The sequence below is a fragment of the Pseudoxanthomonas sp. X-1 genome, assembly GCF_020042665.1.
Lineage (GTDB): Bacteria > Pseudomonadota > Gammaproteobacteria > Xanthomonadales > Xanthomonadaceae > Pseudoxanthomonas_A > Pseudoxanthomonas_A spadix_A.
This window is the reverse complement of the sequence record NZ_CP083376.1, coordinates 1,298,267-1,324,254: the sequence shown is the minus strand read 5'-3', so window position 1 is coordinate 1,324,254 and position 25,988 is coordinate 1,298,267. Positions and strand designations below refer to the sequence as shown.

General features: G+C 70.1%; 19 protein-coding genes. 5 read left to right on the top strand and 14 right to left on the bottom strand.

Annotation, left to right across the window (positions count from 1 at the left end; translation table 11 throughout):
- Positions 1–87 precede the first annotated feature (87 nt).
- Positions 88–2,673, bottom strand: coding sequence for an ATP-dependent chaperone ClpB (gene clpB / locus LAJ50_RS05800; protein WP_138652307.1), 2,586 nt, complete (start codon positions 2,671–2,673; stop codon positions 88–90).
- 128 nt (positions 2,674–2,801) lie between these two features.
- Here clpB and LAJ50_RS05795 point away from each other — a divergent pair, with 128 nt between their 5' ends.
- Together LAJ50_RS05795 and LAJ50_RS05790 are read left to right on the top strand one after the other, a co-directional pair.
- Positions 2,802–3,065: a GIY-YIG nuclease family protein gene (locus tag LAJ50_RS05795; protein WP_130550958.1), complete on the top strand. Its 264-nt coding sequence runs from the start codon at positions 2,802–2,804 to the stop codon at positions 3,063–3,065.
- 73 nt (positions 3,066–3,138) lie between these two features.
- On the top strand, positions 3,139–3,846 hold the full coding sequence (locus LAJ50_RS05790; RefSeq protein WP_138652309.1) for a glutathione S-transferase: 708 nt from the start codon (positions 3,139–3,141) through the stop codon (positions 3,844–3,846).
- Between the two features lie 29 nt (positions 3,847–3,875).
- Here the strand turns inward: LAJ50_RS05790 and LAJ50_RS05785 are convergent, their stop codons facing one another.
- The 7 genes from LAJ50_RS05785 to LAJ50_RS05755 form a co-directional block, all read right to left on the bottom strand.
- A complete protein-coding gene (locus LAJ50_RS05785) occupies positions 3,876–4,706 on the bottom strand; it encodes a DUF3014 domain-containing protein (protein WP_138652311.1) in 831 nt (276 codons plus the stop codon).
- Between the two features lie 138 nt (positions 4,707–4,844).
- A complete protein-coding gene (locus tag LAJ50_RS05780; protein ID WP_138652313.1) occupies positions 4,845–7,142 on the bottom strand; it encodes a molybdopterin cofactor-binding domain-containing protein in 2,298 nt (765 codons plus the stop codon).
- Positions 7,135–7,635 (bottom strand): (2Fe-2S)-binding protein, encoded by a 501-nt coding sequence (locus tag LAJ50_RS05775; RefSeq protein ID WP_138652315.1) that lies wholly within the window; start codon positions 7,633–7,635, stop codon positions 7,135–7,137. Before LAJ50_RS05775 ends, LAJ50_RS05780 begins: the two co-directional genes overlap by 8 nt.
- 1 nt (position 7,636) lies before the next feature.
- Positions 7,637–8,968 (bottom strand): cytochrome c, encoded by a 1,332-nt coding sequence (locus LAJ50_RS05770; protein WP_138652317.1) that lies wholly within the window; start codon positions 8,966–8,968, stop codon positions 7,637–7,639.
- A gap of 156 nt (positions 8,969–9,124) precedes the next feature.
- Positions 9,125–10,066: an alpha/beta hydrolase gene (locus tag LAJ50_RS05765; RefSeq protein ID WP_171044564.1), complete on the bottom strand. Its 942-nt coding sequence runs from the start codon at positions 10,064–10,066 to the stop codon at positions 9,125–9,127.
- A gap of 81 nt (positions 10,067–10,147) precedes the next feature.
- Positions 10,148–11,740 carry a hypothetical protein gene (locus LAJ50_RS05760; RefSeq protein ID WP_138652321.1) on the bottom strand — a complete coding sequence of 531 codons (1,593 nt, stop codon included), beginning with the start codon at positions 11,738–11,740 and terminating at the stop codon, positions 10,148–10,150.
- Between the two features lie 225 nt (positions 11,741–11,965).
- Positions 11,966–13,687: a thiamine pyrophosphate-dependent enzyme gene (locus tag LAJ50_RS05755; protein WP_138652323.1), complete on the bottom strand. Its 1,722-nt coding sequence runs from the start codon at positions 13,685–13,687 to the stop codon at positions 11,966–11,968.
- A gap of 730 nt (positions 13,688–14,417) precedes the next feature.
- Here LAJ50_RS05755 and LAJ50_RS05750 point away from each other — a divergent pair.
- Positions 14,418–17,444 carry a TonB-dependent receptor gene (locus LAJ50_RS05750; RefSeq protein ID WP_130550949.1) on the top strand — a complete coding sequence of 1,009 codons (3,027 nt, stop codon included), beginning with the start codon at positions 14,418–14,420 and terminating at the stop codon, positions 17,442–17,444.
- Between the two features lie 50 nt (positions 17,445–17,494).
- On the opposite strand, the gene LAJ50_RS05745 is transcribed toward LAJ50_RS05750, so the two are convergent.
- The 3 genes from LAJ50_RS05745 to LAJ50_RS05735 all read right to left on the bottom strand — a co-directional run bounded on the left by LAJ50_RS05745 (position 17,495) and on the right by LAJ50_RS05735 (position 20,068).
- Positions 17,495–17,977: a GNAT family N-acetyltransferase gene (locus LAJ50_RS05745; RefSeq protein ID WP_130550948.1), complete on the bottom strand. Its 483-nt coding sequence runs from the start codon at positions 17,975–17,977 to the stop codon at positions 17,495–17,497.
- A gap of 148 nt (positions 17,978–18,125) precedes the next feature.
- Positions 18,126–19,439: a DUF418 domain-containing protein gene (locus tag LAJ50_RS05740; protein WP_130550947.1), complete on the bottom strand. Its 1,314-nt coding sequence runs from the start codon at positions 19,437–19,439 to the stop codon at positions 18,126–18,128.
- A 149-nt stretch (positions 19,440–19,588) separates the two neighbouring features.
- Positions 19,589–20,068, bottom strand: coding sequence for a DUF3574 domain-containing protein (locus tag LAJ50_RS05735; RefSeq protein ID WP_130550946.1), 480 nt, complete (start codon positions 20,066–20,068; stop codon positions 19,589–19,591).
- 252 nt (positions 20,069–20,320) lie between these two features.
- Between LAJ50_RS05735 and LAJ50_RS05730 the strand changes: the two genes are divergently transcribed.
- A complete protein-coding gene (locus LAJ50_RS05730; RefSeq protein WP_138652325.1) occupies positions 20,321–22,756 on the top strand; it encodes a TonB-dependent receptor in 2,436 nt (811 codons plus the stop codon).
- 8 nt (positions 22,757–22,764) lie between these two features.
- Here LAJ50_RS05730 and LAJ50_RS05725 read toward each other — a convergent pair whose 3' ends face one another.
- Genes LAJ50_RS05725 through rluD form a run of 3 tightly spaced genes read right to left on the bottom strand, consistent with a single transcriptional unit; the run spans position 22,765 to position 24,973 of the window.
- Positions 22,765–23,205, bottom strand: a complete 441-nt coding sequence (locus LAJ50_RS05725) for a thiol-disulfide oxidoreductase DCC family protein (RefSeq protein WP_138652327.1) — start codon at positions 23,203–23,205, stop codon at positions 22,765–22,767.
- The gene (gene pgeF, locus LAJ50_RS05720; RefSeq protein WP_130550943.1) at positions 23,202–23,972 is read right to left on the bottom strand and encodes a peptidoglycan editing factor PgeF; all 771 of its coding nucleotides are present in this window, start codon (positions 23,970–23,972) and stop codon (positions 23,202–23,204) included. Before pgeF ends, LAJ50_RS05725 begins: the two co-directional genes overlap by 4 nt.
- Positions 23,969–24,973 (bottom strand): 23S rRNA pseudouridine(1911/1915/1917) synthase RluD, encoded by a 1,005-nt coding sequence (gene rluD / locus LAJ50_RS05715; protein ID WP_130550942.1) that lies wholly within the window; start codon positions 24,971–24,973, stop codon positions 23,969–23,971. Before rluD ends, pgeF begins: the two co-directional genes overlap by 4 nt.
- 106 nt (positions 24,974–25,079) lie before the next feature.
- On the opposite strand from rluD, the gene LAJ50_RS05710 reads away from it, so the two are divergent.
- Positions 25,080–25,958 carry an outer membrane protein assembly factor BamD gene (locus LAJ50_RS05710; RefSeq protein WP_138655244.1) on the top strand — a complete coding sequence of 293 codons (879 nt, stop codon included), beginning with the start codon at positions 25,080–25,082 and terminating at the stop codon, positions 25,956–25,958.
- The last annotated feature ends 30 nt before the right edge of the window (positions 25,959–25,988 follow it).

Here is a 25,988-nt window from a genome sequence, read left to right as displayed (position 1 = left end):
AACGGCCGCGCATGCGCGGCCGCCGTCATCACCTTGCGTCATCAGCCGATGCGAGGGCGGCATGTGCCCGCCCCCGCGTCGTCGGCCTCAGCCCTTGCTGAAGACCAGGTGGCCGCCCTGGGCGTCGACCTGGATGGTGTCGCCGCTGGCGAACTCGCCGGACAGGATCCTCGAAGCCAGCGGGTTCTCCAGTTGCGCCTGGATCGCGCGGCGCAGCGGGCGCGCGCCGTAGACCGGGTCGAAGCCGACATTGCCGAGCAGCTCGAACGCCTTGTCCGACACCTCCAGCTTCAGGCCGCGCTCGGCCAGGCGCTTCTCCAGCCCGCTCATCTGGATGCGCGCGATCTGCTTGATCTGCGCCTTGTCCAGCGGATGGAACACGACGATGTCGTCCAGCCGGTTGATGAACTCCGGGCGGAAGTGCGCCTGCACCACGCCCATCACCGCCGCCTTCATCTGCGTGTAGGCCTCCGGCGAATCGTCGCCGGACAGCTCCTGGATCTGGTGCGAGCCCAGGTTGGAGGTCATCACGATGACGGTGTTGCGGAAGTCCACGGTGCGGCCCTGGCCATCGGTCAGGCGGCCGTCGTCGAGCACCTGCAGCAGGATGTTGAACACGTCCGGATGGGCCTTCTCGACCTCGTCCAGCAGGATCAGCGAATACGGCCGGCGGCGCACGGCCTCGGTCAGGTAGCCGCCTTCCTCATAGCCCACATAGCCCGGAGGCGCGCCGACCAGCCGCGCCACGGCGTGCTTCTCCATGAACTCGCTCATGTCGATGCGCACCATGGCATCGGAACTGTCGAACAGGAACTCGGCCAGCGCCTTGCACAGCTCGGTCTTGCCCACGCCGGTCGGCCCCAGGAACAGGAACGAACCGCTGGGCTTGTCCGGATCGGCCAGGCCGGCGCGCGAGCGGCGCACCGCATCGGACACCACGCGGATGGCCTCTTCCTGGCCGACCACGCGCTGGTGCAGCACGTCCTCCATGCGCAGCAGCTTCTCGCGCTCGCCCTCGAGCATGCGGTTGACCGGGATGCCGGTCCAGCGGCTGACCACCTCGGCGATCTCCTCGGCGGTGACGCGATCCTGGACCAGCTTGAACTCGGTGCGCTCGGCGGCGTCGGCGGCGGCCAGCTGCTTCTCCAGCTGCGGCAGCAGGCCGTACTGGATCTCGCTCATCTTGGCGTAGTCCTGGCGGCGCTGGGCGGCTTCCAGGTCCAGCTTGGCCTGCTCGATCTGCTCCTTGATCTTGGTCGTGCCCTGCAGCGCGGCCTTCTCCGACTTCCAGATCTCCTCCAGGTCGGAGAATTCGCGCTCCAGCGCCTCGATGTCGCTCTCCAGGTCGGCCAGGCGCTTGCGCGAGGCCTCGTCCTTCTCCTTCTTCAGCATCTCGCGCTGGATCTTGAGCTGGATCAGCCGGCGCTCCATGCGGTCCAGCTCCTCCGGCTTGGAATCGATCTCCATGCGGATGCGGCTGGCCGCCTCGTCCATCAGGTCGATGGCCTTGTCGGGCAGCTGGCGGTCGGTGATGTAGCGGTTGGACAGCGTGGCGGCCGCGACGATGGCCGGGTCGGTGATCTCCACGCCGTGATGCAGCGCGTAGCGCTCCTTGAGCCCGCGCAGGATGGCGATGGTGTCCTCGACGCTGGGCTCGCCCACGTAGACCTTCTGGAAGCGGCGCTCCAGCGCGGCGTCCTTCTCGATGTACTTGCGGTACTCGTCCAGCGTGGTGGCGCCGATGCAGTGCAGCTCGCCGCGCGCCAGCGCCGGCTTGAGCATGTTGCCCGCGTCCATCGCACCGTCGGCCTTGCCGGCCCCGACCATGGTGTGCAGCTCATCGATGAACAGGATGATCTGGCCTTCGCTCTTGGCCAGGTCGTTGAGTACGCCCTTGAGGCGCTCCTCGAACTCGCCGCGGAACTTGGCGCCGGCGATCAGCGCGCCCATGTCCAGGCTCAGCACGCGCTTGTTGCGCAGGTTCTCGGGCACCTCGCCGTTGACGATGCGCTGGGCCAGGCCCTCGACGATGGCGGTCTTGCCGACGCCGGGCTCGCCGATCAGCACCGGATTGTTCTTGGTGCGGCGCTGCAGGACCTGGATGGTGCGGCGCACCTCCTCGTCGCGGCCGATCACCGGATCGAGCTTGCCGGACTCGGCGCGCGCGGTCAGGTCGATGGTGTACTTCTCCAGCGCCTGGCGCTGGTCCTCGGCGTTCTCGCTCTGCACGCTTTCCCCGCCACGGATCTTGTCGATCGCCGCGCTGATCCGCGCCTTGTCGGCGCCGGCGTTGCGCAGCATCAGGCCCAGCGGGCCGCTGTCCTCGACCGCGGCCAGGACGAACCACTCGCTGGCGATGAAGGCATCGCCATGCTGCTGGGCCAGCTTGTCGGTGACGTTCAACAGGCGGCCCAGGTCGTTGCCGACCGACAGGTTGCCGGCTTGCCCGGTGACCTTGGGCAGCGCGTCGAGCGCCTCGCCGAGCCGCTCGCGCAGCAGCGGCACATTGACACCGGCCTGCTGCAGCAGCGCCCTGGTGCTGCCGCCGTTCTGGTCGATCAGCGCCACCATCAGGTGCACCGGCTCGATGAAGTTGTGGTCGCGGCCCACGGCCAGCGACTGCGCGTCCGCCAGGGCCTGCTGGAAGCGCGAAGTGAGCTTGTCCATTCGCATGGGAAATCCTCTCGGGAATCGGGGCCGGCGAGGCCGGCAATGTCTTCCACATGGCGTTCAGGCAGCGTGTTTCAAGGGCGCTGAGACGTGGCGCTCAGGCGCCGGTGGGCACGGCATAATCGGCGCCGATGCCTGCGCCCGCGCCCTGGTTCGTCTATCTGCTCGAATGCCGCAACGGCAGCTACTACTGCGGCATCACCACCGATGTGCCCGCGCGCTTCGCCGCCCACCAGCAGGGCCGCGGCGCGCGCTACACCCGCGCCCATCCGCCGCTGCGCATCCTGGCCAGCCGCGCCTATCCCGACCGCGCCAGCGCCGCGCGCGCCGAGTGGCAGGTCAAGCAGCTGCCGCGCGCGCGCAAGCGGGCCTGGCTGGAGCAGGCCGGCCTTTAGGCACGGCGACTCACCCGATCCTCGCCCGCCTCCGCTTAGGCTTGAAGGTCGAGGCCAGACAGGAGCGCATGCGATGCATTACGAGCTGTACTACTGGAGCGGCATTCAGGGGCGCGGCGAATTCGTGCGGCTGGCGCTGGAGGATGCCGGCGCCGACTACACCGACGTGGTGCGCGAACAGGGCGATGCGGCGATGGAGCCGTTCCTGTCCGGCCAGCATGACGGCGCGCGGCCGTTCGCGCCGCCCTTCCTCAAGGCCGGGCGCCTGGTGCTGGCCCAGGTGAGCGCGATCCTGCATCACCTCGGCCCGACGCTGGAACTGGTACCCGAGGCCGAGTCGCGCCGCCTGCAGGCCCTGCAGCTGCAGCTGACCATCGCCGACCTGGTCGCCGAGGTGCACGACACCCACCACCCCATCGCCTCCTCGCTGTACTACCAGGACCAGCAGGCCGAGGCGCAGCGGCGCGCCGCGGACCTGCGCGCGCAGCGCCTGCCCAAGTTCCTGGGCTACTTCGAACAGGTGCTCGCGCAGGCCGATGGCCGGCATGCGCTGCGCCAGCATTCCTATGTCGACCTGTCGCTGTTCCAGCTGATGAGCGGGCTGCAGTACATGTTCCCGCGGCGCATGGCCGCGCTGGCGCCGGAACTGCCGCTGCTGCACGGCCTGCAGGAGCGCGTGGCGCAGCGCCCGCGCATCGCGGCCTATCTGGCCTCCGAGCGGCGGCTGCCGTTCAACACCAACGGCATCTTCCGCCACTACCCGGAGCTGGACGCGGCCTGAGGCGCCCTGCCCTTCGTTTTCGGGCAGGCCTAGTCCATGCGCGTCAGCGCGGTGCGGATGGCGCGCAGCTGTTGCTTCACCGCGGCCTCCTGCTGCGGGCCCAGACGCACCAGCGCCTTCTGCCCCACCGACAGACGCTCCAGCGCCGGATCGGTGAAGCGCAGGCGGCCCTTGCCGTCGGGTTCGACGCGCAGCGGCCCGCCGGGATCCGGCGCCTGCAGCAGATGGTCGATCACCTCCACCAGACGGTCGTTGAAGTAAGCATTGGGTTTGCCCAGTTCCAGGTAGGCCTGCTGGAACAGCGGATAGAAGCGCCGATACGCCTGCACCAGCGTGGCGGGGTCGGCATGGGTGAAGGCCGCGACATACGGCGCATAGCGCTGCGCATTGGCCGGATCGATCTCCATCGCCGTCTCGCCTTCCCTGACCTGCAGTGTGCCTTCGACCGGCTTCACCGCCAGCGCATTGCGCGTGAGGCTGGGCTGGGTGAGGTTGTCGATCATCACCACCAGGCGCTGGATCAGATGCTCGCGCAGCACGATGCCGAGCGCCGCGTCGTTGCCGAACGCGCCGGACAAGGCCTGCCAAGCTGCGTCGTCACTGGCGGCCAGCGCCGGCAGCGCGGCGTCGGCCGCATCGCCGGGCACCGGATGCTGGATGGCCGGGGCGGCCTGGGGCTGCGACCCGGCGGGCGGCGTCGAGGCGGCCGGGCCTTGCGGCTGCGCTGCGGTCGCCGCGTCGGTGTCAGGGGCTGACTGCGGCGCGTCGCGCTGGCCGAACAGCCACCAGCCCGCGGCGGCGACCAAGATCACGACGATGACCCAGGGCCAGCGCGGCGTCGAAGAAGGAGATGACGGCATCAGGCACGACGCCTCTGTTGCGAAGGGTGACCGGTGTGACCGCCTGCCTGCGGAAGCGGTTCCCCATCGGCATCTGCCGCTTGGCCACGAGTCAGGTCCAGGCCTCGCGGGATGGCCCGCCCCGCGGCAGGCGCCAGGTCAGGCCGGCGCCTTGGCCTGGGCCGCCGGCAACGCCGCTTGCACCTGCGCCGGCGTGATTGGCAGATGGCGCACCCGCGCGCCGACCGCACGGAAGATGGCGTTGCCGATCGCCGGCGCCACCACCGTGGTGGCCGGCTCGCCCAGCCCGACGGCGGCCTGCGTGCTGGCGATGAACTCGATCTGCAGCTCCGGCACGTCCGCCATGCGCAGCGGCGTGTACGCGTTGAGGTTGTGGTCGCGCACCTGGCCGCCCTCGAAGGTGGTGCCCTCGTACAGCGCCATGCTCAGGCCCCACAGGCACGCACCCTCGGTCTGCGCCAGCGCGCCGTCCGGATGGACCACGGTGCCGCAATCGGTCACCACCCACAGCTTCTCCACCTTGACCTCGCCGCTGGCGCGGTCGACGCGCACCCGCGCCGCGCATGCGACCCAGGTGGGCATGTCGCGCTCCTGGCCGAACGAGGTGGCCAGGCCGAGCGCGGTGTCGGCCGGCAGCGCCTGTCCCCAGCCGCACAGATCGGCCAGGCGATGCAGCACGCCGGCCTGGCGGTTGGCGCCGCCGACCGCGTTGGGCGCGCTGCCGGCGTTGTCGCCCGCGCCGTCGAGCAGCTCCAGGCGGAACTGCAGCGGGTCCTTGCCCAGCGCGTGCGCCGCCTCGTCCATGAAGCTCTCCAGCGCCCAGTTGGTCCAACCCGGCCCGACCGAACGCAGCCAGCCCGGGCGGAAGGCGCGGTTGGCCAGATCGTTGGAGATCGCCCGCACCCGATGCGCGCCGACCGTGTACCAATGGTCGGCCCCGGAGATGGCGAAGGGATCGTAGGCCACGCCGTTCTTGGCCTTGGGCATCAGCGCCGGCGCCATGACCTGGGTGGGCCAGCCGGCGCAGGCGTCGTGCTGCATCGCCAGCACCTTGCCCTGCGCGTCGAAGCCCATGCGCAGGCGCTGCAGCGAGGGCGAGCGGAACGAATCGAAGCGCGCATCGTCGGGCCGGGCGAAGGTCAGCTTGACCGGCTTGCCCAGCGCCTTGGCCGCCAGCGCCGCGGGCACCGCGTAGTCGCCGTTGAGGCGACGGCCGAAGCCGCCGCCGAGCAGATACGTGCGCAGGACCACCTTGTCCTCGCCCACGCCCAACGCCTTGGCCAGGGTGGGCAGGATCAGCGACTGCCACTGGTTGCCGGTGTGGATCTCCCACACGCCGTCCTTGAGCAGGGCCGTGGCATTGAGCGGTTCGAGCTGGAAATGCAGCACGCTGGCGGTGGTGTAGTCGGCCTGGACCGTCCGCGCGGCCTTGGCGAAGGCGTCCTCGACCGGCCCTTCCACGACCCGCGCGCCGGCCTTGGCGTCGTCGATCAGGCCGACGGCATGCGCCTGCAGGTCTTTCTCGGAGACCTTGGCGGTGTCGTCGCTGGCCCACTGCACCTTCAGCAGCGCCGCGGCCTGGAACGCGGCCCAGGTGGAATCGGCCAGCGCCAGCACCCAGCCCGGCACCGTGCCCGAGGGATCGTCCAGGACCAGGTGGCCCTGGTAGCCCTTGAGCTGCTTGGCGGCCGACTCGTCCACCGAGACGACCTTGGACCCGTTACGCGTGGGCGGCACGACCGGCGCGGCATGGACCATGCCCTCGATCCGCGCGTCGATGCCGTACACGCCCTTGCCGTCGGTCTTGCCGGGAATGTCCAGGGCCTGGGTCTCCAGGCCCACCAGCCGCCGCTCGTCCGGCGACTTGACCGGCAGGGCCTTGAGTTCCTCCGCGCTCCAGCTGCGGCGCAGGTCGCCACGCTGGACGATCTCGGCATAGCCGATCGAGCGCCCGCCGCCGCTGACCACGCTGTTGCGCGCGCTCAGCTGCGCCACGGGCACATGCAGCAGCTTGGACGCCTCCTCGATCAGGGCGATGCGCCCGGCCGCGCCGGCCTGGCTGAGCTGGGGAAAGCTCTGCCACACCGACCAGCTGCCGCCGGTGACCATCAGGCCCCACTTGGGATCGCTGTCCACGTGCTTGACCTGGACCTTGGACCAGTCCGCCTCCAGCTCGTCGGCCAGGATGCGGGCCAGCGCGGTGCCGACGTGCTGCCCCATCTCGGCGCGGATCACGTTCACCGTCACCGTGCCGTCGGGCGCCAGGTGGAACCACAGGTCCGGGTCGTAGCCGCCTTCGGCGACCACCTGCTGCGCCTGCTCCGGCAGGAACACCGCGGCGCGCGCGAAGGCCATGACAAAGCCGGTGCCGGCCGCGCCGATCAGGAAGCCGCGGCGGCTCAGGCGCAGCCCGCGCGGCGGGGTCATCTCATTCATGGCCGGCCTCGCTGGCGGGAGCGGTCTGGGCCGGCGCGGCCTGCATGTGGCCGGCGGCCAGCTTGATCGCCTTGCGGATGCGCACATAGGCCATGCACCGGCACAGGCTGCCGCCCATCACCGCGTTGATTTCCGCATCGGTGGGATTGGGGAAGTCGGCCAGCAGGGTCGCGGCCTGCATGATCTGGCCGGGCTGGCAGTAGCCGCACTGTGGCGCCTGCGCCTCCACCCAGGCCTGCTGCAGCACGTGCTGGCCGTCCGGTGACAGGCCCTCGATGGTGGTCACCTGCTGTCCGGCGACCGCGCCGACCGGGGTGATGCACGAGCGGATGGCGCGGCCGTTGACGTGCACCGTGCAGGCCCCGCACATGCCGATGCCGCAGCCGAACTTGGCACCCGTCAGGTGCAGCTGGTCGCGGATCACCCACAGCAGTGGGGTGTCGTCCTGGGCATCCACTTCGACCGGCGCGCCGTTGACGAAGAGCTGGGTCATCTCACTGGCCTCCGGTGGTGCCGGCCTGCGGGCCGGGGCGTATCTGGGCGTGCAGTTCGGCGACGCGCTGCTCCAGGTCCGGCCAGGGCGGGCGGTCCGTGCGGGTGCGGCGCAGCCACGCCGCCAGCGCGACGATCTGCGTATCGCTGAAGCTGTGCGCGAAGCCGGGCATCAGCACGCCGGCCTGCCCCTCCTGCGTGCCGATGCCGTGCAGCAGCACCTGGATCAGGGTGTCGGGCTCGTCGGCGGTGAACGCGTTGTTGAGGCCCAGCTCGGGGCGTGCCAGCTGCGGATGCGGCGCGATGTTGTAATGACACGAGGCGCAGGCGGCGTTGTACAGGTTGGCGGCCTGGTCCAGCTGGTGCGCCGGGCTGAGCGCGTCGCCGGCCATGGCCTTCGCCAGCACGTCCGCGGACGGCGCGGCCGTCTGGCCCCGGGTGCCGAAATGCTCGGCGTAGTAGGCGGCGATGGCCTGCACGTCCTCGTCCGACAGCGCCGACAGGCCTTGATGCACGACCGGCGACATCGGCCCGGCGGCGCTGCCGTGCAGCGCGGTGGCGCCGGTGCGCAGGTAGGCGTACAGCTCGTCCTGCGTCCAGGGCACCGGCGCGTGGTTGGTCGCGTTGAGCGGCGGTGCGTACCAGCCGTCGATGCGCGCGCCGTCGTAGCGCGCAGCGCCGGTCTTCTCCGCACCCAGCACGTTGCGCGGGCTGTGGCAGGCCGAGCAATGCGCCAGGCCCTCGGCCAGATAGGCGCCGCGATTCCACTGCGCATCCTTGCCGGTGAGCGGGCCGTACTGGCCGTGGCGGAAGAACAGCAGCTTCCATCCGGCCTGCAGCGCGCGCCAGTTCAACGGGAACGGCAGTTCGTTCTCGCGCTTCTCCTGATGCACGGCCGGCCGGGTCATCAGGAAGGCATACAGCGCATGCAGGTCCTCGTCGCTGACCAACTCGAAATGCTGATAGGGGAAGGCCGGGAACAGCTGCGTGCCATCCCGTGCCACGCCCTGACGCATGGCCCGCACGAAGGCCTCCTGCGACCAGCGCCCGATGCCGGTGTCCGGATCGGGCGTGATGTTGCTGGCGTACAGCGTGCCGAACGCGGTCTCCATCGGATAGTTGCCCGCGTAGGGCGCGCCACCCTTGGCGGTATGGCAGGTGGCGCAGTAGCCGGCGCCGGCCAGGACCTGGCCGCGCTGCACCAGCTCCGCGGGGAAGCTGGCCGCGGCCGGCGGCGCGATGGGATCGATGGAAGGTCGCCAGGCCAGCAGCCACAGGCCGACCACCGCCAGAACCAGCAGTCCCAGCACACCCAACGCAAGTCGCTTCAACATCGCTGATCCCGCAATGAAGACGGCCGCCAGTCCTCTCCCGGGGCGCTACGGTGGCGGCGGCTGCCGTAGCGGTCGAAGTGTAAGCCTGCCCTTGCCGGAAGTGGAGATGGCCGGCACGGACCATGCGTCCCGCGCCAGCCCCCGTCTTTTGGAAGCTCAACGCCCCTGCAGGAACGGCAACGCCGCCTCGAGGAAGCGCTGCGGCTGTTCGACCGCCGGCGCGTGGCCGGCCTGATCGATCGCCACCAGGCGCGCATGCGGAATCCAGGCGGCGAAGTCCTTGCCGTTGGCCGGAGGCACCAGCCGATCCTGCGCACCCCAGACCACCAGCACCGGCAGGTCGAGCCGCGCCAGCGCGGCCTGGTCGAGGAACACGCTGTCATCGGCGCCCAGGCCCTGGCGGAAGCTGTCCTGGGTGTACTGGCTGCCCTCGGCCAGGCGCATGGCGAAGGCCCGCTCGGCGATCTGCGCGGTGACCTTGGCCGGGTCGTGGAAGACGAAGCGCGCCAGGCCCTCGCGCGTGCCGGCGATGGACAGCGGCGGCCATGACGCCGGCCCGCCGGACTTGCCCGGGACGGGCTTCATCGAGGGATGGCCGCCGGCGTCGACCAGGATCAGGCGCGAAGGCAGGGGCAGGCCGGCCTCACCGGCGCGCACGGTGTAGAGGCCGGCGATCCAGCCGCCCAGCGATTCGCCGGCCAGGGAAAATTCCCGCACGTCGCGGTCGCGCAGGAACCCGCCCAGCATGTCCACCCAGGTGGTCACCCCGTAGGCGATCGTCGGCTTGGCGGACTGGCCGAAGCCGAGTTGGTCCGGCGCCAGCACGCGGTAGTGCTTGGCCAGTTCGGGGATCACCGCGCCCCAGTCGAAGCCGGCGTTGCTGCCCAGCCCGTGCAGCAGCACCAGGGTCGGGCCGCTGCCCACGTCGTAGTAACGGAGGGTCTGGCCATAGACCGTGGTGCTCTTCATGGGCGGCAGGCCGGTCCACCAGGGCGCCGGTTCGGGCGACCTGGCCTGCGCGTTCGCGACGGTGGCCAGGCACAGCAGGACGACCACGACCACGCTGCGCAGGCGGCGGGCCATCAGGGGAGCGGGCATCATCGGGATCTCGCGGTGGGGGAAGCGGCGATGGTCGAAGGCGCAGCGGAAGCAGGTCAAGCGCCGCCGTGCGCCTGCGGGTCAGCGCGCGGGCTGCTTCTGCAGCGCCAGCAGCGCCATCAGGACCGCCAGCGCCAGATAGGCGCCGGTGAACTGCCAGCAGATCGTCGCGGCCAGGCCCTGAAGCTGCCAGGGGAAGTAGATCCCGCCGCTGGGAATCACCGAATGGATCACGCCGAACAGCGTGAACACCGCCGCCACCAGCCAGAACGCCGCCGCGCGCCGCAGCACGCCGTCGATCATCGCCACCACCGCGCCGGTCCACAGCATCGCGGTGATGATGAAGCCGTTGCCCAGCACCGCGATCACCGCCATCTCCGGCAGGCCATGGCCATCGAGGGTGCTGGCCATGGCGGCGAAGGCGTCCGGTGCGATCCAGCCGTGCGCCTTGATCAGCAACAGATAGGCCACCGACGGCAGGAAGCCCAGCACCATCGCGCCGGCATGCTTCTGCGGCGTGGCCTGGAAGGCCTGGGTGGTGATGTCGATGGCCACGTAGACGATGATCGGCGAGAGCACCGCCAGCGGCAGCCACTGCACCAGCATCGAGACGATGCCCAGCATGCCGCCGATGCCGATGAACAGCCCGGTGAGCAGCGTGTAGCCGCTGCGCGCGCCCATGTGCTTGTACGCCGGCTGGCCGATGTAGGGCGTGGTCTGCGCCACACCGCCGCACACGCCGGCCACCAGCGTGGCGATGGCCTCGACCAGCAGGATGTCGCGGGTGCGGTAGTCGTCGCCGGCCGCGCGCGCGCTCTCGGACACGTTGATGCCGCCGACCACCATCAGCAGGCCGAACGGCAGCAGCAGCGGCAGGTACGGCACGGCATACGAGAGTCCCTGCACGAAGCCCAGCGACGGCCACGGCAGCGCGACATGCGGGGCCACCAGCGCCGGCAGCGCGAAGCCCGGCGCCCCCAGCCCCGCCAGGCCGAGCGCGTAATACAGCACCGTGCCGACGACAAAGGCCAGCAGCACGCCCGGCATCCGGATCGGCAGACGTCCCTTGGCGATCAGCACGTACAGCAGCAGCCCCAGCGTGAGCAGGCCGACCACCGGCGACTTGAGCGTTTCCAGCAGCGGCAGCAGGCCCATCAGCACCAGCGCGATGCCGGCGATCGACCCCAGCAGCGCCGCGCGCGGCAGCGCGCGCGTGACCGCCTCGCCGAAGAAGGACAGCACCAGCTTGAACAGCCCCATCACCACCAGCGCCCCCATGCCCAGCTGCCAGGTGGCGATGGCCGCCGCCTCCGGCGCCATGCCGCCGGCCTTGAAGCCGACGAAGGACGGGCCCAGCACCAGCAGCGCCATGCCGATGCTGGTCGGCGCATCCAGGCCCAGCGGCATGGCGGTGACGTCCTCGCGCCCGCTGCGCCGCGCCAGCCGCCGCGCCATCACCGTATAGGCCAGGTTGCCGACCAGTACGCCGAAGGCGGTGCCGGGAAACATGCGCCCGAACACCACCTCGGCCGGGAACTGGTAGATCCCGACCAGCGCCATCGCGATGAAGCCCAGGATCGACAGGTTGTCGACCACCAGGCCGAAGAAGCCGTTGAGATCGCCGGCGACGAACCAGCGCGGGCGCACCAGCGCCGGCGAAGCGGATGAGGACATGCGGGAGGGCCAGGCGTGGGGACCGCGCGATGGTACGACGCCCACGCCACCCTGACAGCGCGATGCCATGCACAAAGCGTCCTGCGCCAGCCTCCTGTGGGAGCCGCCATGGCGGCAAGGGCTTTACCGGTACAGCCTCATCGCCGCCATGGCGGCTCCCACCCAAACCCCAAACCACCCAACCAACCACCAGACCACCCAACCCGCAAAGCGGTCGCCGCGCGCCTACTTCTTGTTGAGGAAGTTGGTGGTCAGCAGTTCCTTGACGTCGCCCAGGCGGCCGCTGAGCACGGCCTTGGCCGCGTACAGCGCGGTGCCGGCGACCTGCCCGGCCTCGATCTGCGGCGGCATGACCAGTTCGGTCGGGCTGGTGTGCACGTCCAGCAGCGCCGGACCGGGATGGGCCAGGAAGTCGCGTACCGCCTGCTCCAGGTCGGCGCTGCGGGTCACGGTGCGGCCGTAATAGCCGATCACCTCCGCCAGGCGGCCGAAGTCCGGGTTCTTCAGGTCGGTGTAGTTGTCCAGCAGGCCTTCGACCTTCTGTTCCAGCTCGACGAAGTTGAGCGAGCTGTTGTTGTAGACCACGACCTTGATCGGCAGGTCTTCCTGGATGGCGGTGAGCAGATCACCCAGCAGCATCGCGATCCCGCCATCGCCGGACAGCGAGATCACCTGCCGCTGCGGGAAAGCCTTCTGCAGGCCCAGCGCCTGCGGCATGGCATTGGCCATCGTGCCGTGCAGCAGGCTGGGCAGCGTGCGGCGGCGGCCGTTGACGCGGATGTGGCGCAGCACCCACACCATCGGCGAGCCGCCGTCGGCGGTGAACAGCGCATCGTCGTCGGCGTAGCGGTCCAGCAGCGCGGTCAGGTGCTGGGGATGGATGAGCTCGCCCTCGCCCGGCTGCTCCTCCTCAGCGCGCTTGGCCATGGCCTTGTCGCGGTGCGCGATGCACTCGTCCAGGAAGCCGCTGTCCTCGCGCGGGTCCAGCAACGGCAGCAGCGCCTCCAGGGTGGGGCCGATGTCGCCGACCAAGCCCAGGTCGACCGGGTGGCGCCGGCCCAGATGGCTGCCGTCCCGGTCCACCTGCACGATGGTGGCCTTGGCCGGATAGAACTGGCCCCATGCGAAGTCCGCGCCGAGCAGCAGCAGCGTGTCGCAGGCCATCAGCGTGTGGTAACCGGACTCGATGCCGAAGATGCCGGTCATGCCCATGTTGTAGGGGTTGTCGTACTCGACGAAGTCCTTGGCCCGCGAGGTGTGCGCGATCGGCGCCTTGAGCCGCGCGCCCAGCGCCACCAGGGCATCGTGCGCGCCCTCGCAGCCGGCGCCGGCGTAGATGCCGATCTTGGTGCCGCGATTGAGCAGTTCGGCCATGCGCTGCAGTTCGCCCTCGTTGGGCCGCAGCACCGGCGCGGTGCGATGCACGGCGAACGGCAGGTCGTGCTTGACCTGCGCCTGGCTGATGTCGGCCGGCAGGATCACCACCGCCACGCCGCGCCGGCTGATCGCCGCCTGGCAGGCCAGCGCGACCACGCGCCGTGCCTGCTCGGGGCTGTGGACCTGTTCGCAGAACACGCTGCAGCTGCCGTAGACCGCCTTGAAGTCCACCTCCTGCGGGAACTCCATGCCCAGCTCGGGCGTGACGATCTGGCTGGCGATCAGCACCATCGGCGCGCGGTTGCGGTTGCTCTCGAACACGCCGTTGATGAAGTGCAGGCTGCCTGGCCCGCACGAGCCCGCACAGGCGGTCAGCTGGCCGCTGATCAGCGAGTCGGCCCCCGCGGCGAACGCGCCCGCTTCCTCGTGGCGCATGTGCACCCACTGGATCGAACTGCGGTGGATGGCGTCGGTGACGTGGTTGAGGGTGTCGCCGACGATGCCGTAGCAATGCCGCACGCCCGCCGCTTCGAGGGTTTCGACGACGATCTCTGCAACGCGCTTGCTCATGGGGATGACCTTCGAAAGTGGGGTCTTTGAGGCTAGCCAGCGCGTGGTGAGGCCCACGTGGGCTTCGTGCGACATTCGATTGCAGCGTGGCGCCACGCGCCGCGGCCGCCTGTCGCGCGCGTTGGGGCGCGTTGGTGATCGACACAGAGGGGCCCTGGATTGGCTTTCGCGTGAAAGACGCTGGGCGTCCCGCGTTCGCGGGAACGACGATGGGAGGTCTGCCGCCGCTTCGCGCTGCGGATGCAAAGCGTCATCCCCGCGCACAGGGAATCCCTGGACTTTCATGCAGGCAGCGCGTTGCGGCACGACGTGCATCACCCGATGCAGCCAAGCCCTGCGCAGAAGCGACAGGCCAGCACGCGCGACCCACCTTCCGGCAGCACCGTCTGATGCAGCGCATATCGCGCCACCGCGCCGCGCACACCGGCTTCGGCAGACCGCGCCAAAGGTTTCGGTCGCAACCACCTTAGTTCGCGCTGAAACGTAGGCGGGGCGGGACTTCTGTCCGTTTTGTCAGGCAGTTGTGAAACCGATTACAGAATGGTAAAAAACGCTCGGCGGACACGCTCCGCCAGGGGATCCCTCGTAGTCGCAGTGCCCGTTCCGCCACGTCCGCACAGGACGCGTTGCCGTGGCCGCAGTCCAGTGCCTTGCCATCCGCGATCCGCATTGTCATTGGTCCTTCCGGACCGGTGCGGGCGCGCTCACCCCATGCCCGGAGATCCGATCCATGTCGTTTTCCCGTTCCCTGCTGTTCCACGCCCTTGCGGCCGGGCTGGCGTTGTCGGCCAGCCCGGCGGCCTTCGCCCAGTCCACCACCGGCACGCTGTACGGCCAGGCCGAGGCCGGCAGCACCATCCGCATCCAGAGCGCCACCGGCACCACCCGCGAGATCCAGGTCGGTGCCGATGGGCAGTACCGCAGCCCCGCCCTGCCAGTGGGCGAGTACACCCTCAGCGCGATCCACGACGGCCAGCCGGTCGGCGCCGACGCGCATGTGCTGGTGAAGGTCGGGGTGGCCTCGGAAGTGTCCTTCGCCGCACCCGCCGCCGCGTCGGCAGGCGCCACCAACCTGGGCGCGGTCAAGGTGTCGGCCTCGGCGGTGCCCAGCATCGACGCCTCGGCGGTGGACTCGCGCACGGTCATCACCGCCAGCCAGCTGGCGCGGCTGCCGCTGGCCCGCAACGCCGAGGACATCGCCAAGCTGGCGCCGGGCGTGGTCGCCAACAGCGGCGGTTTCCATAGCGATACGGGCAAGGAGCTGGTGAGCTTCGGCGGCTCCTCGCCGACCGAGAACGCTTACTACATCAACGGCTTCAACACGACCGACCCGCTCAACACCGCGGGCGGCCTGACCCTGCCCTACGGCGCCATTGACCAGCAGGAGATCTATACCGGCGGCTACAGCGCGCAGTTCGGCCGCTCCGACGGCGGCGTGATCAACGCGGTGGGCAAGCACGGCACCAACCAGTGGCACTACGGCGCGCAGGTGCTGTGGCAGCCGGACTGGGGCCGGGCCGGGGCCAAGAACTCCCACTACGCCAACGGCCTGCCGGATTCGCCGCTGGCCGGCGATCTGTACCACTACAACGGCGCCAACCGCACCGACAGCTACACCGTCTCGGCCTACGCCGGCGGCCCGATCATCCGCGACCGGCTGTTCTTCTTCGCCGCCGGCGAGTTCCAGCGCGACTGGACCGATTCCACCAACACGCTGGACAGCGGCGGCAACTACATCAGCCAGACCAGCAAGATGCCGCGCGCCTACGTCAAGCTCAACTGGAACATCAACGACGACAACCTGCTGGAGCTGACCGGCGTGCGCGACCGGCTCGATTCCTCCAGCAACGTCTACGCCTACGACTACCGCGCCTTCGAGCGCAGCGGCTTCCTGTACGCCAACGGCGACACCCAGACCGGCGGCGACATGTGGGTGGCCCGCTACACCGGCTATCTCACGGACACGCTCACCCTCTCGGCCACCTACGGCGAGATGGACACCAAGATGTACAGCGCCGAGCCGCCCAACTACGACCCGACGCTGGTGCGCGTGGACAACTGGACCTACCAGAACCCGGCGCTCAACGGCGGCACCCCGCGCTACAACAACCAGGTGCAGGGCGACCTCAGCGAACCGGACCGCGGCAACCACTCCAGCAACCTGCGCGTGGACCTGAGCTGGACCCTGGGCAACCACACCCTGAGCGCCGGCATCGACAACATCCGTTCGCAGGCGATCGACCAGGGCGGTCATGCGCCGGGCCCGGGCTATGTCTGGTCCTACCAGCGCGCGGACGATCCCAGCCTGCCGCTGGACGCCTCGCACGGCATCGGCCCGGTGGCCGGCTTTCCCAACGGCGCCGACGGCTACTACGTCCAGCGCAACACCTGGAGCGGCATCACCAGCATCAGCTCCTCGCAGAAGGCCCAGTACCTGGAGGACAAGTGGCAGGTGGCCGACAACCTGCTGCTGAGCATCGGCCTGCGCAACGATCAGTTCACCAACTTCAACTCCGACGGCGTGCCCTACATCCGCCAGACCAAGCCGCAGTGGGCGCCGCGCCTGGGCGCGGCCTGGGACGTGCATGGCGATTCCAGCTTCAAGGTCTACGCCAACGCCGGACGCTACTACCTGGGCCTGCCGCTCAACCCCGGCCTGATCGTCGCCGCCGGCTTCTACAACACCACCCACCTGTACACCTACTCCGGCATCGCCGCCGACGGTTCGCCGACCGGGTTGACCGACATCTCCGGCGAGTACTCGGCGCTCAACCAGTTCGGCCAGGCGCCCGATCCCAAGACCGCCACCGCGCGCACGCTGGAACCGGAGTACCAGGATGAGTACATCCTCGGCTTCGAGCACACGCTGGGCGATGCCTGGGTCTGGGGCCTGAAAGGCACCTACCGCAACCTGCGCAACGCGATCGACGATTTCTGTTCGATGTCGCAGGTGGCCGCCGCGGCCAACGCCGCCGGGCATGACGTGGCCAACTTCAACACCTGCTACCTGATCAACCCGGGCCGCACCAACGTGTTCACCATGATCGATGGCGACGGCTCGTACTTCGACTTCCCGATGAGCATGCAGGACCTGGGCTTCAAGCAGAAGCTGATCCGCAAGTACTACGGCCTGGAAGCGGTGCTCGAGCATCCGGTCGCCGACAACTGGTACGGCAAGGCCAGCTACGTCTTCTCGCGCAGCTACGGCAACACCGAGGGCCAGGTGCGCTCGGATGCGAGCCAGGGCGGCACGTCCACCAGCTACGACTGGGACAACTGGACGATCATGGAGAACGCCAACGGGCCGCAGAACAACGACCACACCCATCAGCTCAAGCTCTACGGCTATTACACCTTCTCGCCGGAATGGCTGGTCTCGGCCAACTTCGCGGCCGTGTCGGGCACACCGCGCCACTGCCTGAGCTTCTACGGTCAGCAGCAGCTCGATCCGCTGGGCTATGGCAGCGTCTACCACTTCTGCAATGGCGAGCCCTCGCCTCCGGGCAAGCAGGGCCGCATGCCGTGGATGACCCAGCTCGACATGGGCGTGACCTGGACGCCGGATTTTGCCGATCACCGCCTGGCCTTCACCGGCAGCGTGTTCAACCTGCTGGACAGCCAGGTGGCCCTGCAGCGCTACGCCTTCGCCCAGACCACGCCGAGCTCCGACGCCAGCCCCAACAACCCGCTGTACCAGACCGTCACCATCCGCCAGCCACCGCGTTCGATCCGGCTGTCGGTGTCCTACGACTTCTGATCGGGTTCCCGTGCAGGTGGGCGATGCCCTCGCCCGCCTGCACGGACACTTCAAAGCGGCAGGTGCAGGAACTGGTTGAAGTCGCTGGCGACGTAATCGCCGAAGGCCGGCCCACTGCTGAAACCGCGCTTGCGGTACAGCGCCAGCGCCGGTTCGAAGGCCTCGCCCGAACCGGTCTCCAGACTCAGGCGGCGCAGGCCGCGGGCGCGCGCCTCCTGGATGATGTGGTCCAGCACGGCCGCCGCCGCGCCCTGGCGCAGATGGTCCGGATGGGTGCGCATGGACTTGAGCTCGCCGGTGCCCTCGCCCCAGTCCTTGAGTGCGCCGATGGCGACCAGCGTCTCGCCGCGCCAGGCGCTCCACACTGTCATGCCCGGCGCCTGCAGCCCGCTCAGGTCCAGCGCGAACACGCTGCCGGGCGGCGAGTTGGCGTGCATCTGCCGCAGGTGGTACTCGAGCAGCGCGCGGATCTGCGCGCCGGAAAGATCGTCGACGCGCAGGTCGAATCGAGCAGGGACAGCGGTGGAAGGCATGGCGGTCGGGCGCGTGGAGCGGGAGTTGGGTCAGCGCCCATCATCGCGTCATTGCCTCCGATTGTCCCGGCTGCGTGAGGGCCGCCTGGCTTTGCCCTGAGCGCGAACCCGGCTCCGCATCCAGCGGTGCGGCCAGGCCCCGGGGCGCTCACACCGGCACCTTCCGCCACGGCTGCAGGCGGCCATAGGTGAGGCAGCGCCACAGCCATTCCAGCGGCCCGAAACGGTAGCGCGCCAGCCACCAGTGGCTGGCCACGACCTGCAGGCTGTAGAGCACCGCGAACACCAACAGGATGCCCGGCATGCCCCAGCGCGGGCCCAGGCCCATCCCCACGCCGTAGAACAGCGCGACGCCCACCAGGGTCTGCGCGACATAGTGCGTCAACGCCATGCGCCCGACGGGCGCGAGCATCGCGAGGCGGCGCTGCCAGCGCGGCCGCAGCCAGACGAGCACGAAGGCCGACAGATAACCGAGCCCGGTCAGCAGGTAGGCGGCGTTGCGCAGGAACCGCGACAGCATCCGCGCCGGCATGCCTTCCAGGCCGAACATCCAGAACGGCATCAGCCCTTCATCCAGCGCCAGATAGAACCCGGTCAGCAGCAGGCCCGCCGGCAGGCAGGCGACCAGCAACCACCACCACTGCCGACGATGCGCCTCAGGCCGCAGCAGCCAGCCGCCGCGGCCGAAGCCGGCCCCCAGCAACAGCCGCCCCAGCGTGAAGAACACCAGCGACCAGGCGGTCACGTGCAGATGCACGTCATAGGCGAAGTTCGCGCGCAGCAACGCCGGCCAGTCGCTTCCGGAAAAGGCCGCGACGGCCCGCGCGCGCAGCGCCTCGCCATCGCCCAGGCGCGCCGGCCATCCGCCGACCAGCGGCTGCAGCAGCGGCGTGGCCAGCAGGGTCACGAACAGGCCGGCGAGGATCAGGCGCCGCGCGGACCAGCGCCGGCAGATGAGCAGCAGCAGCCCCAGCACGGCGTAGTACCTGAGGATGTCGCCCCACCACAGCAGGTAGGCGTGCAGCAGGCCGATCGCCAGCAGCACCCCCATGCGCCGCGCGAATCGCGCCTGCGCCTCGGCGCCGCCGCCGCGCTGCAGCTGCAGGGAGAAGCCCACGCCGAACAGCAGCGCGAACAGCGTCATCGCCTTGCCGCCCACCAGCGCCTCGATCAACGGGCCGAGCCAGCGATCCACCGCCGCGGTCGGCAGCGCCTGGCGCTGCGCGTCGTCGATCAGCGAGAACAGGCTGAACTCACGCAGATTGGCCAGCAGCACGCCCGCGAGCGCGAATCCGCGCAGCGCATCCAGCAGATGCAGGCGCTCGCGTCCCGTGACCGGCTGCGTTTGGCCCATCGGCGTGCGTGGTGCGTCCGGTCGTCCGTCGGACGGTGAGCGGGGTTGCAACGGCGTGACCGGGCCGGGAGGCGGATCGTCCACGTCACGCGCAGCAGCGATGGTCATGATGGCCGAATGCTCCCGAACCCTGGAGCATCCGATTGTGCCTCTGCGCGGCGGCTCCGTGTCCGGCCCCGGTGCGCGACGCAGGCTAGTGGCCGAAGCGCCGAATGCCGGCACGGCACCGAGGCGGGCGCGGCAACATCAAGCCGGACTCAGAACGACACCTCCACCGGCTGGCGCGACCACAGCACCGACTGGTGGCCGGTGGCCTGCTTCCACGCCAGACGGATGGCCTCGATGTCGGCGCGGCGCTGCGGCGTGTCCTCGTGCAGGATCACCAGCACCTTGGTCTTCAACCGCTCCGGCGCCGCTGCGCCGCGGAACAGCCACTGGCCGTAGCCGTCGAGCACGGTCAGGCCATCCGGGAAGCGCGCGGTGACTTCCTTGTCGAGAAAAGCACGCCACTGCGCCTCGCTGATCGGCTGGTCCTCATGGCGACCGCCCGGCCCTTCCTCCACGCCCACGCCGAAGTACAGCTCGCTGCGCACCCAGCCACTGGCCTGCGCCGGACGCGCGGCATCGCCCTGCAGCGTGGCGCTGACCGCGGCCGGTGTGCTGGGCGCCTTGGGCGCGACGCTGGCGCAGGCGCTCAAGGTCAGGAGAACGGCGATCAACGGGGCGCGCAACGACATCGGCAAGGGTCTCGATTGGAGTGGAGGAAACGCGACAGGAGAACACGATCCTGGACCGGTGCGGCACGGTTCCGGATAACCCGCGGGCATGAGCTCATGCCCGACCGCACCGACGCACGCCTCGCGCATCGCATTGACGTCAAGTTAATATATCGCTTCATCCGGATGGATGCAGCAACCCTTGCCGACCTCGGTCGCCGCCATGGCCGGCGCGGCCGGTCGCGACCGTTATCGCTTCAGGAGAGAATCGCCATGTCGTCCCCCTTCGTCAGGCCGCTGAGCCTGGCCATCGCCCTGGCCCTGGCGGCCCCCGCCTTCGCCCAGGACGCCACGCCGGCCACCGCCACCAACCTGGACACGGTGATCGTCACCGGCACCCGCGCCAGCAACCGCACGGTGCTCGAATCCACCGCGCCGGTGGACGTGCTCACCGCCGAGGACATCCGCAAGGCCGGCGTGGTCAATGGCGAGCTGGGCAGCGCACTGCAGGCGCTGCTGCCCTCCTTCAACTTCCCGCGCCAGTCCAACTCCGGCGGCGCCGACCACGTGCGCGCCGCGCAGCTGCGCGGGCTCTCGCCCGACCAGGTGCTGGTGCTGGTCAACGGCAAGCGTCGCCACACCTCGGCCCTGGTCAACACCGACAGCAAGATCGGCAAGGGCACCACGCCGGTGGATTTCAATGCCATCCCGATCAGCGCGATCAAGCGCATCGAGGTGCTGCGCGACGGTGCCGGCGCGCAGTACGGCTCGGACGCGGTGGCCGGGGTGATCAACGTGATCCTGGACGATGATCCGGACGCCGGTGCGATCGAGGCCAGCTTCGGCGCCAACCACACCGATGTCGCACCGATCCACCGCGAGATCACCGACGGCCAGACCAGCTTCTTCAGCGCCAAGGTCGGCGACCGCATCGGCGAGGACGGCTTCTTCAAGCTGGGCGTGGAGCTGAAGAACCGCGAAGGCACCAACCGCGCCGGCTTCGACCAGATTCCCTTCTTCGAGGACCAGACGCCGGACAACCTGGCCCTGGCCGGCAAGCGCAACTACGTGCTGGGCGACGGCAAGTCCAAGGACCTCAACGCCTGGATCAACGCGGCGGTGCCGTTCGGCGCCACCTCGGAGTTCTACGCCTTCGGCACCTTCAACCAGCGTGACACGCAGGGCGCCAACTACTTCCGCTATCCCGACGGCGTGGCCAACTGGAAGCAGGTCTACCCGCGCGGCTACCGGCCGGTGTCGCTGGGCGAGAACCGCGACGCGCAGGCCGTGGCCGGCGCGCGCGGCCAGTGGGGCGCATGGGCCTACGATGCCAGCCTGGACTACGGGCACAACGACTTCACCTACCGGCTGAAGGATTCGCTCAACGCCTCGCTCGGCCCGGGCAGCCCCACGCGCTTCAAGACCGGCGACTACGCCTTCGACCAGACCGTGGCCAACCTGGACCTGAGCCGGGTGTTCGAGGCCGGCACGGCCACGCATACGCTCGGCACGGGCGTGGAGTTCCGCCGCGAGCGCTACGAGACCGGCGCCGGCGACCCGGCCAGCTACGCGGCCGGCCCCTACACCGACCGCCCGACCGGCTCGCAGGCCGGCGGCGGCCTGACCCCGCAGGACGTGGCCGACCTGTCGCGCAACGTCGCCAGCGCCTATGCCTCGCTGTCCAGCCAGTTCGGCGAGCACTTCTCCACCGACATCGCCGGACGCTACGAGCACTACCAGGACTTCGGCGGCCAGTGGACCGGCAAGCTGGCCGCGCGCTACGAGTTCGTGCCCGCCTTCGCCGTGCGCGCGGCGGTGTCCAACAACTTCCGCGCGCCCTCGCTGAGCCAGATCGGCTACGAGGCCACCTCCACCGGCTACGACGCCTCCGGCCGCCTCGTGCAGGGCCGGCTGCTTTCGGTCAACAACCCCATCGCCCAGGCGCTGGGCGCCCAGCCGCTCAAGCCGGAGAAGTCGCACAACGTCAGCCTGGGCTTCACCAGCCGCATCGGCAGCCAGTTCGACGTGTCGCTGGACTTCTTCCAGATCGACATCGACGACCGCGTCGCGCTGTCCGAGGACATCACCGGCGATGCGCTGACCGACTTCGTGCAGGACCGCTTCGGCGTGGGCGGCGTGCAGAGCGCCAGCTTCTTCGTCAACGCCGCCGACACCCGCACCCGCGGCGCGGAACTGGTCAGCAACTGGCGCCAGTCCGTCGGCGATGGCCAGCTGCTGCTGACCGGCACCTGGAGCTACGCCAAGACCGAGTTGAAGCACCTGGTCGCCACCCCGGGCCAGCTGCTCGCGCTGGACCCCGACTACGTGCTGTTCGGCGTGGAGGAGAGCAACACGCTGACCGAGGCCACGCCGCGCACGCGCGCCGCCCTGGCAGCCAGCTGGAACGACGACACGTGGTCGCTGACCTCGCGCCTGAGCCGTTACGGCAAGGCCACGCGCGTGTTCGACTTCGGCGACGGCTTCGTCCCGCGCCAGACCTACAGCGCCGAGTACCAGCTCGACGCGGAAGTCGAATACCGCATCACGCCGCAGTGGAGCATCGCCCTGGGCGGGCAGAACCTGCTCGACCAGTATCCGGATCGCTCGATCCCGGATATCGCCTACTTCGGCAACCTGCCCTACGACGTGCTCTCGCCGATCGGCAGCAACGGCGCGTACTACTACGGGCGGGTGCGCTTCACCTTCTGAAGCCGCCCTCAGTCCAGGAAGCGGTCGCGCTGCTCGGGGCTGGGCACGGTGCAGGTGGTGCCGGCCCAGCGCCGGCGGTTGCGCGCGACCCAGCGGTAGACGCGGTCGCGTGCGCCGCGCGGTACGGCGCGCGCGGCGGTGGCCAGGACCGGCCAGCCGCCGCCCAGGCCGGCCAGCACACGCCCGATGGCGTCGGTTTCGACGTGGGCGCCGTCGCGGTCGATCAGCAGGAACGAGGAAGGATCGCGCGGGTCGAGGCCGTGCTCGGCCAGCAGGGCCGCGCCGGTGCGGCCCTGCATGGCGGCGAAGCGATAGCGCGCGGCGCGGTCGTGGCGCAGCAGGAAGCGCACCCAGCCGTTGCACATCGCGCATGCGCCGTCGAACACGATGATCGCCGCGCCCCACGTCTCCGCGGCGGGATTGCCGCCGGAGGGCGCGGCGGCGCTCATGTCGGCGCCCGCCACACCAGGGTGGCCATGCGGCCGCTGCGGCGGTCGCGGCGATGCGAGAAGAAGCGCTGCGGGTCGCTGATCGTGCACAGCGTGCCGCCGTGCACATCGGTCACGCCGACCGCGGCCAAGCGCCGGCGCGCCAGCGCGTACAGGTCCACGCGCCAGTGGCCGGGGCGGGTCGCGACGAAGGCCGCGGCGGCGCCGGGGTCGTTCGCGGTGAAGGCGTCGAACACGTCCTGGCCGATCTCGTAGGCGTCCGGTCCCGCCGCCGGGCCCAGCCAGGCGCGCACGTGCGCGGCCGGCGTGCGCATCGCGGCGACGGTGCGCTCCAGCACCCCGTCGGCCAGCCCGCGCCAGCCGGCGTGGGCGGCGGCCACCTCGCTGCCGTCGGCGGCGGCGAACACCACCGGCAGGCAGTCGGCGGTGAGGATGGCCAGTACGACGCCCGGGGCATCGGTGACGGCGGCGTCGCCTTCCGGTTCATCGCCCTGCGCGCGCGGCGCGCCGAGCGGTGTCTCGAAGCGCGCCACGCCGGTCCCGTGCACCTGGCGCAGCCAGTGCGGCAGCGACGGCAGCCCGGCCAGCGCGGCCAGCTCGGCGCGGTTGGCCTCCACCTGCGCGGGGTCATCGCCCGCCGCGGCGCTGCGGTTGCCCAGGTTGAAGGTGTCAAACGGCGCAGCCGAGCCGCCGGCGCCGAAGCGCAGCGTCACCAGCGCACGCACGCCGGGCGGCGCGGGCCAGTGCGCGGGCAGCAGGGCGCTCACCTGCCCTTGTGCGCGGCCGCGTCGTCGCGCAGGGCCGCCATCAGCGCCAGCATGTCGGCCGGGACCGGCGCGCTGGTGCGCACCGGCTCGCCGGTGGTCGGATGACTGAACTCCAGCGTCTCGGCGTGCAGCGCCTGGCGGCGGAAGCCGCGCAGCTGGGTGTTGAGCTCCTCGCTCGCCCCGCGCGGCAGGCGCAGGGGGCCGCCGTAGAGCGGATCGCCGACGATGGGGAAGCGCAGGTGCGCCATGTGCACGCGGATCTGGTGGGTGCGGCCGGTTTCCAGCCGGCACTCGACCGCGGTATGGCCGCGGAAACGCTCGCGCAGGCGCACGTGGGTGACCGCATCGCGCCCGTCCTCGCGCACGGCCATCTTCAGCCGGTCGCGCGGATGGCGGTCGATCGGCGCATCGACGGTCGCGCCGGACACCATGGCGCCGACCACCACCGCCAGGTACTGCCGATGCACCTGCCGCGCGGAGAGCTGCGCCACCAGCGAGGTGTGCGCCGGCAGGGTCCTGGCCACGACCATGACCCCGGAAGTGTCCTTGTCCAGGCGGTGGACGATGCCGGCGCGCGGCAGCGCGGACAGCGACGGGTCGCGGAACAGCAGCGCGTTGACCAGGGTGCCGGTCGGGTTGCCGGCACCGGGGTGGACCACCAGCCCGGCCGGCTTGTCCAGCACCAGGACTTCGCTGTCCTCGTACAGCACCTGCAGGGGGATGTCCTCGGGCTGGGCGTGGGTCTGGGTGTCCAGCACGGCGTCCAGCGTGGCGACCTGGCCGGGGGTGACCGGGTCGCGCGGGCGCACCACCTCCCCATCCAGGCGCGCGTCGCCGGACTTGATCCATTCGGACAGGCGCGAGCGGGAGAATTCGGGGAACAGCTCGGCCAGCACCGCGTCGAAGCGGCGCCCGGCCGCGTGCGTGGGCACCTGGGCGCTGCGCGGGCCCTGCGGGTCGGGGGCGTCCAGGGGGGCGTCGTCGTCGGCTGCGGCAGTCATCCGGGCAAGCGGTTCCAGTGAAGAAGTTGGCCGGAATTCATGGCCCGGCAGCCGCCTAGGCTATCATCGCCCCCTCGTTTCCCCGATGCGGCCTGTCCGCCAGCCCATGTCCCAGCGTTTCGCAGCCCCGTCCGCCCGCGCCACCGTCCGCGTCCTGCTCCTGCTCCTGGTGGTGGCCCTCACGGCCACAGGCTGCGGCCGCAACAAGAAGGACAAGGCCACCGATTCGCGCCCGGTCGAGGCCATCTACACCGAAGCCCACACCGACATGACACGCGGCAACTGGTCCGGTGCGGAGAAGCAGTTCCAGTCGCTGATCGCCCAGTACCCGTACGGCCCGTACACCGAGCAGGCGCAGATGGAACTGGCCTATGCGCAGTACAAGTCGGGCAAGCTGGAGGAGGCCGTGTCGAGCATCGACCGCTTCCTGCGCACCTACCCGACCCAGCGCAACGTGCCCTACATGTACTACCTGCGCGGCCTGGCCAATTCCAACCGCGACACGGTGTTCCTGCAGAAGGTCTGGCGCCTGGATTCCAGCCGCCGCGACCTGTCCACCCCGATGCAGGGCTACAGCGACTTCAATACCGTCTCCGAGCGCTACCCCAACAGCCGCTACGCCGCCGACGCGCGCGTGCGCATGGTCCAGCTGCGCAACACCTTCGCCCGCCACGAGATGGATGCCGCGCTGTACTACCTGCACCGCGGCGCCTACACCGCCGCCGTGGGCCGCGCCAAGTACATCCTGGAGACCCTGCCGCAGAGCGAGTACCAGTACGACGCCGTCGCCCTGCTCGGCGAGGCCTACACCCGCCTGGGCAACAAGACCCTGGCCGACGACGCCCGCCGCGTGCTGCAGATGAACGACCCGCAGCACCCCTGGCTGGCCGGCAAGTGGCCGGACTTCCCGACCTCCATCCGCAAGCTAAACCCCTTCGCCGGCGAGAAGTCGGCGCTGGACAACGAGCGCGAAGACGCGCACTGACTTTCCTGCGAGGAAAAGCGTAAAAGGAGC

What these genes read in the sequence shown, in the direction of transcription:
- clpB (WP_138652307.1), bottom strand. Translation starts at nt 2,673, where the DNA reads ATGCGAATGGACAAGCTCACTTCGCGCTTCCAGCAGGCCCTGGCGGAC.
- LAJ50_RS05795 (WP_130550958.1), top strand. Translation starts at nt 2,802, where the DNA reads ATGCCTGCGCCCGCGCCCTGGTTCGTCTATCTGCTCGAATGCCGCAAC.
- LAJ50_RS05790 (WP_138652309.1), top strand. Translation starts at nt 3,139, where the DNA reads ATGCATTACGAGCTGTACTACTGGAGCGGCATTCAGGGGCGCGGCGAA.
- LAJ50_RS05785 (WP_138652311.1), bottom strand. Translation starts at nt 4,706, where the DNA reads ATGCCGTCATCTCCTTCTTCGACGCCGCGCTGGCCCTGGGTCATCGTC.
- LAJ50_RS05780 (WP_138652313.1), bottom strand. Translation starts at nt 7,142, where the DNA reads ATGAATGAGATGACCCCGCCGCGCGGGCTGCGCCTGAGCCGCCGCGGC.
- LAJ50_RS05775 (WP_138652315.1), bottom strand. Translation starts at nt 7,635, where the DNA reads ATGACCCAGCTCTTCGTCAACGGCGCGCCGGTCGAAGTGGATGCCCAG.
- LAJ50_RS05770 (WP_138652317.1), bottom strand. Translation starts at nt 8,968, where the DNA reads ATGTTGAAGCGACTTGCGTTGGGTGTGCTGGGACTGCTGGTTCTGGCG.
- LAJ50_RS05765 (WP_171044564.1), bottom strand. Translation starts at nt 10,066, where the DNA reads ATGCCCGCTCCCCTGATGGCCCGCCGCCTGCGCAGCGTGGTCGTGGTC.
- LAJ50_RS05760 (WP_138652321.1), bottom strand. Translation starts at nt 11,740, where the DNA reads ATGTCCTCATCCGCTTCGCCGGCGCTGGTGCGCCCGCGCTGGTTCGTC.
- LAJ50_RS05755 (WP_138652323.1), bottom strand. Translation starts at nt 13,687, where the DNA reads ATGAGCAAGCGCGTTGCAGAGATCGTCGTCGAAACCCTCGAAGCGGCG.
- LAJ50_RS05750 (WP_130550949.1), top strand. Translation starts at nt 14,418, where the DNA reads ATGTCGTTTTCCCGTTCCCTGCTGTTCCACGCCCTTGCGGCCGGGCTG.
- LAJ50_RS05745 (WP_130550948.1), bottom strand. Translation starts at nt 17,977, where the DNA reads ATGCCTTCCACCGCTGTCCCTGCTCGATTCGACCTGCGCGTCGACGAT.
- LAJ50_RS05740 (WP_130550947.1), bottom strand. Translation starts at nt 19,439, where the DNA reads ATGACCATCGCTGCTGCGCGTGACGTGGACGATCCGCCTCCCGGCCCG.
- LAJ50_RS05735 (WP_130550946.1), bottom strand. Translation starts at nt 20,068, where the DNA reads ATGTCGTTGCGCGCCCCGTTGATCGCCGTTCTCCTGACCTTGAGCGCC.
- LAJ50_RS05730 (WP_138652325.1), top strand. Translation starts at nt 20,321, where the DNA reads ATGTCGTCCCCCTTCGTCAGGCCGCTGAGCCTGGCCATCGCCCTGGCC.
- LAJ50_RS05725 (WP_138652327.1), bottom strand. Translation starts at nt 23,205, where the DNA reads ATGAGCGCCGCCGCGCCCTCCGGCGGCAATCCCGCCGCGGAGACGTGG.
- rluD (WP_130550942.1), bottom strand. Translation starts at nt 24,973, where the DNA reads ATGACTGCCGCAGCCGACGACGACGCCCCCCTGGACGCCCCCGACCCG.
- LAJ50_RS05710 (WP_138655244.1), top strand. Translation starts at nt 25,080, where the DNA reads ATGTCCCAGCGTTTCGCAGCCCCGTCCGCCCGCGCCACCGTCCGCGTC.